Source organism: Aliidiomarina sp. (genome assembly GCF_047920995.1).
Taxonomy (GTDB): domain Bacteria; phylum Pseudomonadota; class Gammaproteobacteria; order Enterobacterales; family Alteromonadaceae; genus Aliidiomarina.
In genome coordinates, this window is record NZ_JBLRWZ010000002.1 from 1 (window position 1) to 13,595 (window position 13,595).

At 44.4% G+C, this 13,595-nt stretch carries 14 protein-coding genes and 1 pseudogene; 10 read left to right on the top strand and 5 right to left on the bottom strand.

Annotated features, from left to right (window positions below; all coding sequences use genetic code 11):
- Together ACNA7P_RS00725 and ccoN are read right to left on the bottom strand one after the other, a co-directional pair.
- A partial coding sequence (locus tag ACNA7P_RS00725) for a cbb3-type cytochrome c oxidase subunit II (RefSeq protein WP_416256688.1) occupies nt 1-358 on the bottom strand: 358 nt, incomplete at its 3' end.
- Between the two features lie 14 nt (nt 359-372).
- Nucleotides 373-1,809: a cytochrome-c oxidase, cbb3-type subunit I gene (ccoN, locus tag ACNA7P_RS00730; RefSeq protein ID WP_416256689.1), complete on the bottom strand. Its 1,437-nt coding sequence runs from the start codon at nt 1,807-1,809 to the stop codon at nt 373-375.
- A gap of 175 nt (nt 1,810-1,984) precedes the next feature.
- On the opposite strand from ccoN, the gene ACNA7P_RS00735 reads away from it, so the two are divergent.
- The 5 genes from ACNA7P_RS00735 (at nt 1,985) to ACNA7P_RS00755 (ending at nt 5,925) form a co-directional block, all read left to right on the top strand.
- Entirely contained in the window at nt 1,985-2,497 is a 513-nt protein-coding gene (locus ACNA7P_RS00735) for a hypothetical protein (RefSeq protein WP_416256690.1), read from the top strand.
- A gap of 5 nt (nt 2,498-2,502) precedes the next feature.
- On the top strand, nt 2,503-3,414 hold the full coding sequence (locus tag ACNA7P_RS00740) for a substrate-binding periplasmic protein (protein WP_416256691.1): 912 nt from the start codon (nt 2,503-2,505) through the stop codon (nt 3,412-3,414).
- A gap of 103 nt (nt 3,415-3,517) precedes the next feature.
- On the top strand, nt 3,518-4,426 hold the full coding sequence (locus ACNA7P_RS00745; RefSeq protein ID WP_416256692.1) for a MaoC/PaaZ C-terminal domain-containing protein: 909 nt from the start codon (nt 3,518-3,520) through the stop codon (nt 4,424-4,426).
- A 68-nt stretch (nt 4,427-4,494) separates the two neighbouring features.
- Nucleotides 4,495-4,944, top strand: a complete 450-nt coding sequence (locus ACNA7P_RS00750) for an NfeD family protein (RefSeq protein WP_416256693.1) — start codon at nt 4,495-4,497, stop codon at nt 4,942-4,944.
- 42 nt (nt 4,945-4,986) lie between these two features.
- Nucleotides 4,987-5,925: an SPFH domain-containing protein gene (locus ACNA7P_RS00755; RefSeq protein ID WP_416256694.1), complete on the top strand. Its 939-nt coding sequence runs from the start codon at nt 4,987-4,989 to the stop codon at nt 5,923-5,925.
- Between the two features lie 97 nt (nt 5,926-6,022).
- Here the strand turns inward: ACNA7P_RS00755 and ACNA7P_RS00760 are convergent, their stop codons facing one another.
- Nucleotides 6,023-6,589, bottom strand: coding sequence for a hypothetical protein (locus ACNA7P_RS00760; RefSeq protein WP_416256695.1), 567 nt, complete (start codon nt 6,587-6,589; stop codon nt 6,023-6,025).
- Between the two features lie 263 nt (nt 6,590-6,852).
- On the opposite strand from ACNA7P_RS00760, the gene ACNA7P_RS00765 reads away from it, so the two are divergent.
- Nucleotides 6,853-7,371, top strand: coding sequence for a hypothetical protein (locus ACNA7P_RS00765; RefSeq protein ID WP_416256696.1), 519 nt, complete (start codon nt 6,853-6,855; stop codon nt 7,369-7,371).
- A 69-nt stretch (nt 7,372-7,440) separates the two neighbouring features.
- Here ACNA7P_RS00765 and ACNA7P_RS00770 read toward each other — a convergent pair whose 3' ends face one another.
- Nucleotides 7,441-8,292: a MipA/OmpV family protein gene (locus ACNA7P_RS00770; RefSeq protein WP_416256697.1), complete on the bottom strand. Its 852-nt coding sequence runs from the start codon at nt 8,290-8,292 to the stop codon at nt 7,441-7,443.
- 137 nt (nt 8,293-8,429) lie between these two features.
- Between ACNA7P_RS00770 and ACNA7P_RS00775 the strand changes: the two genes are divergently transcribed.
- From ACNA7P_RS00775 to merA, 4 genes and pseudogenes are all read left to right on the top strand, one after another.
- Complete coding sequence (locus ACNA7P_RS00775; protein WP_416256698.1) at nt 8,430-10,442, top strand: AAA family ATPase; 2,013 nt, start codon at nt 8,430-8,432, stop codon at nt 10,440-10,442.
- Nucleotides 10,443-10,560: 118 nt separating this feature from the next.
- A complete protein-coding gene (gene fabA, locus ACNA7P_RS00780; protein WP_416256699.1) occupies nt 10,561-11,070 on the top strand; it encodes a 3-hydroxyacyl-[acyl-carrier-protein] dehydratase FabA in 510 nt (169 codons plus the stop codon).
- Nucleotides 11,071-11,102: 32 nt separating this feature from the next.
- Nucleotides 11,103-11,204: pseudogene (locus ACNA7P_RS00785) on the top strand (MerR family DNA-binding transcriptional regulator); the annotation flags it as partial.
- Nucleotides 11,205-11,423: 219 nt separating this feature from the next.
- The gene (gene merA, locus ACNA7P_RS00790) at nt 11,424-13,097 is read left to right on the top strand and encodes a mercury(II) reductase (RefSeq protein ID WP_416256700.1); all 1,674 of its coding nucleotides are present in this window, start codon (nt 11,424-11,426) and stop codon (nt 13,095-13,097) included.
- Between the two features lie 142 nt (nt 13,098-13,239).
- Here merA and rmf read toward each other — a convergent pair whose 3' ends face one another.
- On the bottom strand, nt 13,240-13,416 hold the full coding sequence (gene rmf, locus ACNA7P_RS00795) for a ribosome modulation factor (protein ID WP_416256701.1): 177 nt from the start codon (nt 13,414-13,416) through the stop codon (nt 13,240-13,242).
- Nucleotides 13,417-13,595: the final 179 nt, after the last annotated feature.

The window sequence follows — 13,595 nt, forward strand, 5'->3', positions numbered from 1 at the left end:
CGCTATACCGGCCACCAACGCGAGCAAGATCTGGGCCGGTGCGCTTAGAACCCCATAGGAACGGATGCTCCCATACAGATTCACCCGCTACCGAATAGTGGCCATAACGCTCTGTTTCCGCTCGGAACGGACGAATCATTTGACTATGACAGCCCACACAACCTTCGCGGATGTAGATGTCACGCCCTTCCAATTCTAATGCTGTATAAGGCCGTAAATTTTTCACCGGTTCCTGAACCTGCTTTTGGAACAGTAGAGGGGTGATTTCTACTAAGCCACCAATGGAAATCGCGATAATCGCGAATACTGCGAACCAGCCGACGTGCTTCTCGACTTTCTCATGTTTATTTTTACTCATGATTTAGCCTCCTTTTACGCCGGTTGTGCGACAGCCAATGGCTCGTCTTTGCGTAGTTTATTTGAACGAATAGTTTTCCAAACGTTGTAGCACATGATGAGCATACCAGCGACAACGAATACCCCACCAACGAAGCGAACAAAGTAGAACGGATATGATGCTTCTAAGCTTTCAACGAAGCTGTAGGTAAGGGTGCCATCTGAGTTTACTGCACGCCACATCAAACCTTGCATTACGCCAGATATCCACATGGCTACGATATATAATACAACACCAATAGTATGTAACCAGAAGTGTGTGTTAATCAGTTTCACACTGTACATACGATCGCGGTCGAACAGTATTGGAATCAAGTGGTATATAGCGCCAATAGAGATCATCGCTACCCAACCTAGCGCACCTGAATGTACGTGGCCAATGGTCCAATCAGTGTAATGTGATAGTGCATTTACTGATTTAATCGCCATCATCGGGCCTTCAAAGGTAGACATACCATAGAAGGAGAGCGACACAATTAAGAAGCGTAAGATTGGGTCCGTACGCAGCTTATGCCAAGCCCCGGAAAGGGTCATAATACCGTTTATCATTCCGCCCCAAGAAGGTACGAATAGAATTACCGACATCACCATCCCTACCGATTGCGCCCAATCAGGCAGCGCAGTGTAGTGAAGATGGTGGGGGCCTGCCCAGATATAAATGGTGATCAGTGCCCAAAAATGTACGATCGATAACCGATACGAATATACCGGACGTTCCGCTTGTTTTGGCACGAAGTAGTACATCATTCCCAAGAAGCCAGCGGTAAGCAAGAAGCCTACGGCATTATGCCCATACCACCACTGCATCATTGCATCCACTGCACCTGAATAAATTGAGTAGGATTTAGTGAATGAAACTGGAATGGCAAGGTTATTACCAATATGCAGCATGGCAATTGCAATAATAAATGCACCGTAGAACCAGTTTGCCACATAAATATGTGAAGTACGGCGAATTGCCAAGGTACCGAAGAATACAATAATAAAGGCTACCCAAACGATAGCGATAAGTATTGAAATCGGCCATTCTAATTCGGCGTATTCTTTACTAGTAGTGATGCCCAGTGGCAGTGTAATCACCGCACTTACAATAATGGCTTGCCAGCCCCAGAATGTGAATGCGGCCAAACGGTCGGAAAATAACCGTGTTTGACAGGTTTTTTGCACTACATAATATGCGGTGGCAAATAGGGCACTGGTACCAAACGCAAATACAACTGCATTAGTATGCAGCGGCCGCAATCGCGAGTAGGTGAGCCAAGGCGTATCAAAGTTGAGCGCAGGCCACACCAGTTGAGCTGCGATCAATACGCCTACGAGCATCCCGATGGTACCCCAAATAATGGTCATAACAGCGAACTGTTTTACCACTTTTAGGTTATAGTCGATAGGTTGATTCGAGGTTGTGTTCATTATTATTAAATCCGCTGTAGTTTGCAGAACAGAGATTGATTTGTAAGCGCCGCGGCGAAACGACACTTACAATCCGAAACCGTGTTGATTGTAGTGCTTTTAACTATGAAAATACAGAGTAAAGGCCATTACGAAACATGATGAAGATCAAACTAATCACTAATAGGTAGCGCTTTTGTTGCAACATTTTCTAGTACTCTTAACAGATGTTAAGCTAATCGTTTACTATTTCACCAAGCGCTTATTGCGCGCAGTGTGTTTATTGCCGGTGCTGTATTTGTTAGGTTGTGGTGAACGTGATATTCCAGAGCATTTACAAGAATTTTGTACGCTTGATGTTGCGCAGGTGAATTGTAGTTATGATACGAGTTTTGGCCCCCTAAAGATCTACAGTAATCACCCAGAAATGCCAGTAGAAACACCGCTCCAATTAACCGCCTTGTTGCCGCCAAGCGATGAGCTAAACTCTTTGCGCATTGTAGCAAGCGAAATTACTGGCATTAGTATGTACATGGGCCGGATCCCCATACAATGGCAAGAAGTAACAGTGAACACTTGGCAAGCAGACATTTTACTTGGTGCGTGCACCAACCCCAACATGGTTTGGGAGTTAACTATCATCATTGAGGCCACGGGTGGCGACAGTAACCGCAACAGAATTCAAATTCCATTTCAATCAACTTGGTAATAATAATGTATAAGAACTCAATTCGATTTCTCGCCCTTACAAGTATTTTCTGGCTCTTTGGTATTAGCGGTTGCAGCCCAAACGTAGAGAATACCACTCAAGGCTATGCAGATACTGGGAGTACGCGTGCAGAAGCACGTGCTACAGGCAAAGCTACACTAACCGTACTGTATGTAGCAGCAGATGGTTTCGCATATCGTAATGAAGATCATGAGTTAGATGGCTTAACGATTGATATTATGCGCGATTTTGTAAGTTGGTTTGAGCGTTATCATGCTACCCAAGTAGAGCTTAATTTCGTTGCCGAAGAAAACTGGCAAACCTTTTACCAACGCATTGTGAATGCCCAAGGTGGTGTGTTTGGCTTAGGTAATGTAACTATTACCGAAGCGCGCAAAGCCGAGCTGCAGTTTTCTCCGCCGTATCTTGATAATGTTGCGGTGCTGATTACTAACGCGGATACCGCTGAACTGGCAAGCTGGGAAGAATTCCCGGAAACTTTTGCGGGTTTACGGCCTTTAGCCTTTGCTGGAACATTGCACGAGCAACGCATACAACGATTACGGGATGAATATCAGCCAAGTGCTGATATTGAATTAGTAACGAGTAACCCAGATATTTTAAGCTTAGTGGCCAATGATGGCTACTTCAGCTACATTGATGCCTACAATTATTGGCGTGCGGTAGAACAGGGTGTTGCATTGCAGCATCACCCGATCGCCAACGAGATTGGTGAAACCTTTGGCATTATTATGCCGCACAATAATGATTGGTCGGTGTTACTTACCGCGTTTTTTGCTGCTGAAAGTGGTTACCGCAATACGGAACGCTATCAAGCTTTATTAAAGCATCATTTAGGTGCTGAGCTCGCAGCAACCTTAGAGGAAGCCCGGCGCCAGAATAGCGCGGCGGAATAGCCTCTAAGGTGTTCCTGTAACAACTGTTAACGAAATAGTTACACGGGAAATAGCAAAAGTTGGTATTATTAGACCCTGATGTTAAGAAGAATGGAGTTGCGTTATGACATCGTTAAAGCAGGATGTTCGTTGCGATGGCATGGATTTGCCGGCGCTGCCTACAATGTTATTGCGCTCAGTTCCTACCATGCTATTTCGGAAAGGGCCAGAACAAGAGCCGGTTGATATCGAGCTGAATTTTCAAGCTCCCGCTATTGATCGTGTTCACCTGGCTAAATATTGCCAAGCATTTGCTCATTTCAAAAGCCCAGTACCCCTTACTTATTTCTATTTGTTAGCACAAAGAGCTCACTTGGCCGCGATGTTAAGCCCTGAGTTTCCGTGGCCGATTCTTGGCATGGTTCATGTTGCCAACACCATGGAGTATCACCAAGCGCCAGAGTTTGGCAAACCGTTGGAACTGCGGGTGCAAATTGAAATGCCGGAACGAGCGGCTACACGTAAGCGTGTACGCCCAGTATATCGCGTTAGTTTCTATCAGGCTCAGCAGCTGTTAGTAGAATGCATAAGTACCTACCAAGTAGGAGCAGGGGAGCCGCCGGTAAGAGGGCGCCGCCGTGAAGTTCCTGCACCTGAGTTAGCAGGTTTCTCGCGCACTGACCTATGGCAACTTGATAGCCAGCTTGGGCGCAGTTATGCGCATCTTTCTGGTGATTATAATCCAATTCATTTGCATCCTTGGTTATCTCGTTGGTTTGGCTTTAGTAGGCCTATCATTCATGGCATGTATTCGGTAGCACGGGCACAAGCTGATATAGAGATGGTTTTGCAAGCACCGGTGACCGCGATCGACATTGCTTTCCGTAGGCCTCTTATACTGCCTGCGGATGCGAGTTGTTATTATCGCCTTGATGCCAATAGCGAAGGAAAACTCGTGGTTACAGACCCGAAAGCCACCAAAGCTTACTTAGACGGCAGCTTTAAAGTTGCAAGTGATTTTGATTTTAAGTAATTATAATATTACTTTTTATTGCACATGCATTACGCAAGTGCATGAATTATAAATAAAAGGAGAAACCGATGAGTGCTGCCTTAGTGTGGATTATCATTGGAGTGGTATTAATTATTACTGAACTAATGGCCACCAGCATTATTGCCGTATTTTTGGGCATTGGTGCCATCGTAACTGGCTTGGCATTGCAAGCAGGTATTATTGAATCAACTTCTGCACAGTATTTAGTGTTTGGTATTGTGAGTTTAACTATGTTGCTCACCGCCCGTGGGAAAATGAAACGCTGGTTTCATGGTTTTACGGCAGATAGAGGCGAGCATGGTACCGTGTTTACCAAGGATCTTGGCGAACGGGTTACCGTACATTCAGATTTCCAGCAAGGCGCGGGCAGGGTGATTTTAAACGGCGTGCAATGGGATGCTCGCTCTGACGAAAATTTAAAAAAAGGTGATGTGGCGTATGTGGTGAAGAATGAAGGTATTCACCTTACCGTTGCAAGCCGAAAACCAATTGTATAAAGCTAATAAAATCATATAAATACGATTATAAGGAAGAGAATAATGGAAGAGTTAAACGTTGGCACAGTACTTTCAATAGGCTTTGCCATTGCCGTAATTATAACCATCATCAAAACAGCACGCATTGTTCCACAGCGTTCAAATTTCGTAATTGAGCGGCTAGGTAAGTATAGCCGTACGTTAGATTCAGGTTTTCACCTATTAATACCGTTTGTGGATAAAGTGGCGTATATACAATCTTTGAAAGAAGAAGTGATTGATGTTGAGCGCCAAGCCTGTGTTACCAAAGACAACATTCAGGTGGGTATCAATGGCGTGTTATACATTCAAGTAATTGATGCTTATAAAGCAAGTTACGGTATCAATGATTATCGTTATGCAGCTTCTCAGTTGGCACAAACAACAATGCGTTCAGTTATCGGCCAAACCGATTTGGATAAAACCTTTGAAGAACGTGCTGCAATTAATGAAGAAGTAGTAAAAGCTTTAGATGAAGCGGCTTCTCCTTGGGGTATTAAAGTACTACGTTACGAGATTTCTGATATTGAACTGCCTGTGTCGATTAAAGATGCGCTTGAGCAGCAAATGCGAGCTGAACGTGAGCGTAGAGCTGCGATCGCCAAATCTGAGGGTGAACGGCAGGCGATGATCAATGTTTCTGAAGGTCAGAAACAAGAAGTAATTAACCTTTCTGAAGGTGAAAAAATGAAGCAGATTAACGAAGCAGAAGGTAGAGCACGAGAAATCGAGCTTATTGCTATCGCTACTGCGGAAGGTTTAAGTAAAATCGCCATTGCTATCAGCGAGCCAGGCGGTAGAGATGCGGTTAACTTGCGGGTTGCAGAACAGTATGTGAAAGAGTTCGGGAAACTAGCGAAAACCAATAACACCATGATTATTCCAGCTGAACTTGCCAACATTGGCGGCGCAGTTGCAGGCATTACGGAAGTGTTAAAGCAAACTACCGGCCGCACGAGTTAAAAGCCTTCGTTAGCATGAGCTAACGGCATGTTGCATGGTAATAAAAAACCGCGAATAGTATGCTATTCGCGGTTTTTCTTTGCGCTCAGGGTACTAATTAATCTTCGTAACCCCAAGGCGTTGGCGGTGTTTCAACGGGCGTGCTTAAATCAAAATCCACACGTAACTCACGGCCTTCGCGGGTTAAACGATAGCTAAAGAACTCGCCTGGATAAATGTACATATGCCACGTATTCCAAATAGATTGCGGGATTTGGCGGCGAATGAAATCTTCTTTTGAGTACTGGTCTGCGGGAAATGATTGTGCGTTCGCCCAGCCAGCATCTACTGTTTGGCCGCCATACATGGTGCCATCATCATCACTACCATCTGGATTACGATGATCGTGCTTCAATGTAATACCAGAGCCGGTTTTTGTTAGAATCCAAGTACGGCTGTGGTTATCACCAATATGGAAAGGGATGCGTAGTTCGTTTTCGCTGCATTCCCGAACATGCATTACGAGGCGGTTCTCTGTGAAGGTTTCAACACCTTTAAAGTTATCTTCAACCACTTGGCCCTCAAAAGATTGGCCACAGTATTGGCGAATGTTATCGAAGAATGCATCATGAGTAGGGATTGATACAGTACTCACCAGTAATAAGGCAGCAGTTACGCTCATCATAGTTGTCCTTGTTATATGGGTTTACTTATAATTTAACATAATATACATTATGCGAAGTTAAATTAATATGCTATATTAGTATCGCTTAGCGGTTGCTTTTAAGGCATATTTTCCGCATTTACGTGCTCTTTACGCGATTTACAATTGTAAAGATGGTGCTCGAGCACTATGATCTTTCTCGGAATATGCTTTTAGCGAAACCAATTAGCCTGTAATACTTTAAGCAATATGTATTACTCGCTCAACAACGAAGGGACTATATTATGAAAATGAAATCAATCAAGCGTATATTAGCAGTTGCTGCCTTAGGCAGTTCATTAACAGTAGCTGCAAATGCCTCAGCTGCAGATTGGAACTATGTTGGCGGTGGATTTTATGATTTCAGCGACACTGGTTTTTATCTTGAAGGTTCAACCTTTATTGCGGATCGTCTCGTATTAAATGCAGAAATTGGTGATACATACGACACAGTATTTCGCGGTGGCCTTAGTTTCTTAACAGATTTGTCGCTTGGCCAAGCCCCTGTATTCGTAAGCGGTGGTTACTCTGATTATTCTTTCGATGATGGCATCTATTTTGGTGCTGGCGTTACCTTGGCAATAGATGAAGGCGTGAATACGAAGTTTGAATTACTGCATGATACAGCTGGCGATGGTTTTATGCGTTTCCGTAGTGGCATCACCTTCGCTATTAGCGACAAACTGAATCTAGCTGGTAGCTACAGCTTGAACAATCGTCGTTTCAGCAATGAACTACGTTTAGGTGTTCAGTACAAATTCTAAGTTGAACTGATAGCTACAGAGAGCCCACTTTACTAGTGGGCTTTTTTCTTTTGCAGTTGCTTACCTATTTTAGAACTGATAGCTGATCGCAACAAATAAGCTGCGCGCGCTGCGGCCTTTAATCATCGGGCTATCGGTAATCGCACTAGCACTGCGAGTTAACCGCAAATTCCCAACTGCACTCAACTTATCGGTGAATGCATAGTATCCGCCAAGGCCAATTGCTGGGCTAAATGCATGCCCACCTGAATAGCTTGGCAAGCCACTACGCAATGATTCTTCTGCCGACACACCAAAATAATAACGAATATAATCTTTACTGGTGTAATTTAAGCGGATTTCTGGTGCCAACTGCCAGCGTTGGCCGGGACGATTTAAGGGTAAGCTATAACTGATATTCGCCCGTTGGCCGTTGTGGCGTTTGGTGATTTCCGTATTTATATCTGCCGAAATACTGCCAAAGCGAGTATTGTATTGGTAATTAACCCCTACACTAGCGCCAAACTCACGTTTATCTAGCTGTTGCATAGCAGGATTGCTAGATTCTTTGGGACGAAAACGAAACGGCTCTATGTTAACCGATAAAGATAATTGCTCTGCTCGTGTTTTTGTTATATGCCGGCCTACGCTTAATCCTCGAAAATAGTAGCGCTCTCCCTCATAACCAATAACGGGCACCGCGATCGTATCGGATTTTAAGCCGACATAACTAGGGTTTGATGATAATACCGCAACACCCGCACTTAACCCCATCGGCGGCCCTCCAGGTGCTTGTTGTTCCGCATCACGCGCCATCGCTTTGTTGAATAATACTTGGCTAGCACACAGCAAGCACAGTGCCAGCGTTATAACCATATTATATGATGATGCGCTATTTTTCTTGTGCATCGCGTGTAATTGCTTCGCCAATAAATAATTCATAAACACTATCCTTACGCCATATTTCTTATGTTGAACTACCTATCCGCTTTACTATACGCATGATTGCTTCACCGAGACCACTTGATCACGTATGATTGCAGGATATCTCAAATATAAAAGCGTAGCATCGGAACCTTATGGAAAAATCTCCTAAAGCTGAGCAAACCACCGCTGGTGGTCATGCTGAGAACCTACAATTAACGGTAAAGCAATTGATCGCCGTAACAGAACCATGGCTTAACGAGGAGCCTCAGCATGTAACTGCGAGTGCTCTAGTAGGCCAACAGCGCGCAGTTACCGCTATTGAGCGTGGGCAACGCATTCGTTCTACATTTTCACATATTTATATGGCTGCACCGCACGGTATTATCGTTGCCGATGTTATTCAACAAATGTGTGCCGAACAGCATTGGTCGAGCGCAGAAATGCGTGATTGGGTGTATGTGGCCAATCCAGAAGACGAACGCGCACCAATCTGCATTAGTTTACCGCAAGGTACAGCGGAAAATGCGCTCATTGGCCTCTGGGAATACTTAGAAAAGTTACCGGCTGATCGGCAACCCATCTTTGATCGATTGGTAAACACCTACCCCTCGGTAGAATTTCGCCAATACCTTACATTGGTAGCAGACAAACTTTTTGATGATATTCCAGGTACTGAGCTAGCCACTATTGTAGTAAGCCATACTGAGCCAAAAGCGTGGTATTTTTGTGATCGTGTATCACAAGCAAGCTTATTCGGTGATATTCGTTTGCAAAGTGTTGAAGGTACGATTAGCTCTGAATTGCATTTAATTCGCCCAGGCGCTCTATTGAAAGCTAATGGCGGCACCCTCGTTGTGCATGCCATGCAACTTCTCACCCAGCCCGAGCTGTGGAAACAATTAAAGCATATCCTGCGAACAGGCCGTTATGAATGGGAACAACCGGTAAATACGCAAACGGCAATTCATTACGAACCAGACCCTATTCCGGTTGATATTAAGGTTATCCTCGCAGGCGGCCGTGAATTGTATAGCCAATTGCAGGATTATGATCCTGATTTCGCGAATATTTTCCCCTACTTCGCAGAGCTAAACTCATTTTACCCAACCCAGAACCAAGCGGTTGCGCCCTACTTCGATTATCTTGCTTATATTGAAAATAAAGCCCGTTGTCGCCCCTTGAATAAGGGTGCGAAAGCCGCACTGCTAGAATTCTCAGCTCAGTTAACTGAGCATCAAAAGGAGCTAAGCCTAGATTCTGTAGCTTTAATTCAACTGCTAGAAGAAGCCGAAGTGCTCGCTAGCATGACCGGCGTACCCGAGATCTCGGCAAATGCTATCAAGAATGCGCAATTAGAGGCGCAAGGCCGAGATCGTTTACTTGCTGAGCTGAATTGGCAATCAATTTTAGAACAACAAGTGCAAATAGATACCTCTGGCGATGTTGTAGGCCAAATTAACGGCCTTACTGTGGTTGGTATTGGCGGCGTAGAATTCGGCGAACCCTCACGAATAACCGCAACAGTGCATTATGGTGATGGCGATATCATCGATATTGAGCGTAAAGCCGAATTAAGTGGCAATATCCATACCAAGGGCATCATGATCCTTACTGCGTATTTGGCTAATTTGTTCGCCAAACAAGAGCCAATGCCTTTATCTGCCACTTTGGTTTTTGAACAGTCATACCATGAGGTGGATGGTGATAGTGCTTCATTAGCGGAACTCTGTTGTTTAATTTCCGCGTTAAGCGAAAGCCCTATTAATCAAGCAGTAGCTGTTACTGGTGCAATTGATCAGTTTGGTAATGTGCAGGCTATCGGTGGTATCAATGAAAAAATTCATGGCTACTTTGAAATTTGCCAACGTCGGGGGTTAACAGGTGAGCATGCGGTAATAGTACCGAAATCAAATGTTGTGAACATCCATTTAAACGCTCAGGTACGCGAAGCCGTAGCCGCCGGATTATTCAAAGTATTTGCGGTTTCCCACACTACAGAAGCTTTTGAGCTGCTGATGAATGTGCCATGTGGTAGTGCGGATAACACCAACAAAGATACTCTATTTGGGCGTATTCAATTACGTTTACAGAATGCCAATGCTTCCCAACATAGCAATGAAACCCCTTGGTGGCGGCGAATTTTTACGCGTACCTCGAGTGATTAAAAGCCTGCTATAAACTGTTCGGACTTGTTTAGCGTACAGGCGTTCGCTAAGATGCTTGCACTTTTTCATAACCTGCACCCTAACTTGGTGCAGGTTCTACTTTCAGGGTACTCTGAATATGCAATCAAGTTATACAAGAGAAGAGCTTTTAGCATGCAGCCGTGGCGAAATGTTCGGCCCAGGCAATAGCCAATTACCGGCTCCGAATATGCTGATGATGGATCGAATTACTATTATGGACCCAGAAGGTGGCGAGCACGGATTAGGTTATATTGAAGCTGAACTCGATATCCATCCAGACCTTTGGTTTTTTGCCTGTCATTTTCCTGGTGATCCAGTAATGCCTGGATGCTTAGGTTTGGATGCTTTATGGCAAACCCTTGGATTCTTCTTAGCCTGTTCAGGTGGTTTAGGCCGCGGCCGAGCCCTTGGTGTAGGTGAAGTGAAGTTTACTGGCCAAATATTACCAACCGCGAAAAAAGTAACCTATAAAATCAACATGAAGCGATTAGTAAAACGCCGGTTGTTTGTAGGAATTGGCGATGGAACGGTAGAAGTTGATGGTCGTACAATTTATGAAGCGAACGATCTTAAAGTAGGTTTATTTACCGACACATCCTCTTTTTAGGCCGCACGTTTATACACTGGGTGGTGATGAATATGATCAGAACTATCAGTAAAGTAGCTAACGAATTGGCAATCAGTATAGAAACTGTTCGCTTCTATGAGCGTCGTCAATTAATTGAGCAACCAGTTAAACCTGAATAAAAATAGCCGCTCTTCAGCGGCTCCAACACTCACTCAAGGCGCTACTGAAGCAATGTCAGAGTAATAACAATCACCACCATTGCCCTATTATTGGCGGCGTTTTCCCAGCTATTGCCGCGGGTATTGCTGCGCCTATAACAGTTACCTTATAAATTCCCGCCACTAACGCGGGTTATCCGTCTAGGGTTAAGTAATAACATCAGAGGACCGATAATGATCTTACTATCGATACAAGGGATGACGTGTCAAAGCTGCGTAGTCCATATTAAAGATGTGCTTGATGCGATTGAAGGCGTTAACAAGGTTGAAGTTTCTTATGAAACCGCTAGCGCAGCGATCGCTGTGAATGAAGATGTCAACGTTACAGAGCTCATCGAAGCGATTCATAAACTCGGTTATATCGCGAAAGAATCCGCCGCTATGACAAAAGAAAATCATTCACCGAACGTTTTTTATAACGAAAAAAACAAGAGCAACACAGAAACCAGCAGTACTCAGCAAGTAATCATCATTGGCAGTGGTTCTGCCGCCTTTGCATGCGCCATCAAGGCCACTAAAGGCGGAGCTAAAGTAACCCTTATTGAAGGATCTAACGTTATTGGCGGTTGTTGCGTAAATGTAGGTTGTGTACCGTCTAAAATATTGATCCGCGCGGCGCAACTGGCGGAGCACCAGCGTAATAATCCTTTTGCTGGATTGGAAAATCATGCGCCGCAACTAAGTCGATCCCTGTTATCGAAACAGCAAACAGTGCTTGTTGAAGAATTGCGAGTAGCCAAATACCAGAATATTCTAGACGCCAATCCCGCGATCTGTTTGGTTAAAGGTTGGGCTCAATTTAAGAATGCGAACACGCTGATTGTGCGGAAGATTGACGGTACAGAACAGGAAATTCAAGCCGATAAAATCCTCATTTCAACGGGCTCGATACCAACGATACCGCCCATCGAAGGGCTCAAAAACACACCTTACTGGACATCTGAAGAGTCGCTGTTTGCTACAGAGCTACCAAAACATCTGATGGTGATCGGCTCGTCAGTTGTGGCACTGGAAATTGCTCAGGCTTATCGCCGCTTAGGCAGTGAAGTAACCGTGTTAGCAAGGCATACATTACTTTATCGGGAAGAACCTTTATTGGGCAAAAAGCTCACCAGATGTTTTGTAAAAGAAGGGATTCGTGTTCTAGAGAATACACAAGCCACTAGGGTAATTCACGATGGAAATCAATTTATATTAAAAACCAACGCGGGCGATCTTCGTTGTGATCGCTTACTTGTGAGTACAGGACGACACGCCAATACTAGCCAGCTGAATCTAACTGCGGCGGGTGTTTCAACCAATACTAATAGTGAAATTGTTGTTAATGAGCGTATGGAAACCAATGTGTTCGGTATTTATGCGGCCGGCGACTGCAGCAACATGCCTCAGTATGTGTATGTTGCTGCTGCCGCTGGCAGTCGTGCTGGCATCAATATGACAGGTGGCGATGCCAAACTGGATCTATCAACCATGCCCGCGGTAATCTTTACTGATCCTCAGGTGGCTACAGTTGGATTAACAGAAGAGCAAGCTAACAATCAAGGGATTGAAACCGATAGTCGTGTATTGGAGATGGAAAATATTCCGCGTGCCTTGGTTAATTTCGCAACTGATGGTTTTATTAAGCTGGTGGTTGAAAAGGCTAGCGGCCGATTGATTGGGGCGCAAGTTTTAGCTCTCGAAGGCGGTGAAGTGATTCAGAGTGCCGCTTTGGCTATCCGCAATCGCATGACGGTTACGGAATTAGCTGATCAGCTTTTCCCTTACCTCACCATGGTGGAAGGTTTAAAACTCTGCGCGCAAACCTTTACCCAAGACGTTAAGGAACTATCCTGCTGCGCAGGCTAAATTGAAATACATTAGATAACGAATTAAAAAATGAAACGGTCCAAAACTAGGACCGTTTGTACGTTAAAAATTTAATAACCAAAACGTTTGAAACTGATCGTTGTTAACCCTTACGATTTGTTTATTAAAGAAATAATTACTTTTATAACCGGAAGAGCCCATCGGTACGAGCTTCAATGGCATCTCGCCAGCCCCCGAGCCATTGTGAGCGAACATCATTGCTTTGATAAGGACACGTTTCTTTTGAGCGCCCTGATACACCAGCTTTAAACCCTTGAGAATGGGCACGTTCCATGCGATCACGTTTTTGTCTTCTCATTACACTTTCCTCTCTTCATCACATAATTGCTCAACCACTGTTTACAATGCGCTGCCGGAAACAGTGAGGGAGAGATCTTCACAGGTGTGTTCAACAACATTCTGCAACGAGTTTTTACCTCGTACTACTATGGATAGTTACAAATAGGTGAAAGTTCAATGAAGAAACCCGATTATCAA

Coding starts and splice junctions, on each gene's coding strand:
- ACNA7P_RS00750 (WP_416256693.1), top strand. CDS start 4,495: ATGAGTGCTGCCTTAGTGTGGATTATCATTGGAGTGGTATTAATTATT.
- ACNA7P_RS00765 (WP_416256696.1), top strand. CDS start 6,853: ATGAAAATGAAATCAATCAAGCGTATATTAGCAGTTGCTGCCTTAGGC.
- ACNA7P_RS00745 (WP_416256692.1), top strand. CDS start 3,518: ATGACATCGTTAAAGCAGGATGTTCGTTGCGATGGCATGGATTTGCCG.
- ACNA7P_RS00770 (WP_416256697.1), bottom strand. CDS start 8,292: ATGAATTATTTATTGGCGAAGCAATTACACGCGATGCACAAGAAAAAT.
- fabA (WP_416256699.1), top strand. CDS start 10,561: ATGCAATCAAGTTATACAAGAGAAGAGCTTTTAGCATGCAGCCGTGGC.
- ACNA7P_RS00755 (WP_416256694.1), top strand. CDS start 4,987: ATGGAAGAGTTAAACGTTGGCACAGTACTTTCAATAGGCTTTGCCATT.
- ACNA7P_RS00760 (WP_416256695.1), bottom strand. CDS start 6,589: ATGATGAGCGTAACTGCTGCCTTATTACTGGTGAGTACTGTATCAATC.
- ACNA7P_RS00775 (WP_416256698.1), top strand. CDS start 8,430: ATGGAAAAATCTCCTAAAGCTGAGCAAACCACCGCTGGTGGTCATGCT.
- rmf (WP_416256701.1), bottom strand. CDS start 13,416: ATGAGAAGACAAAAACGTGATCGCATGGAACGTGCCCATTCTCAAGGG.
- ACNA7P_RS00740 (WP_416256691.1), top strand. CDS start 2,503: ATGTATAAGAACTCAATTCGATTTCTCGCCCTTACAAGTATTTTCTGG.
- ccoN (WP_416256689.1), bottom strand. CDS start 1,809: ATGAACACAACCTCGAATCAACCTATCGACTATAACCTAAAAGTGGTA.
- merA (WP_416256700.1), top strand. CDS start 11,424: ATGATCTTACTATCGATACAAGGGATGACGTGTCAAAGCTGCGTAGTC.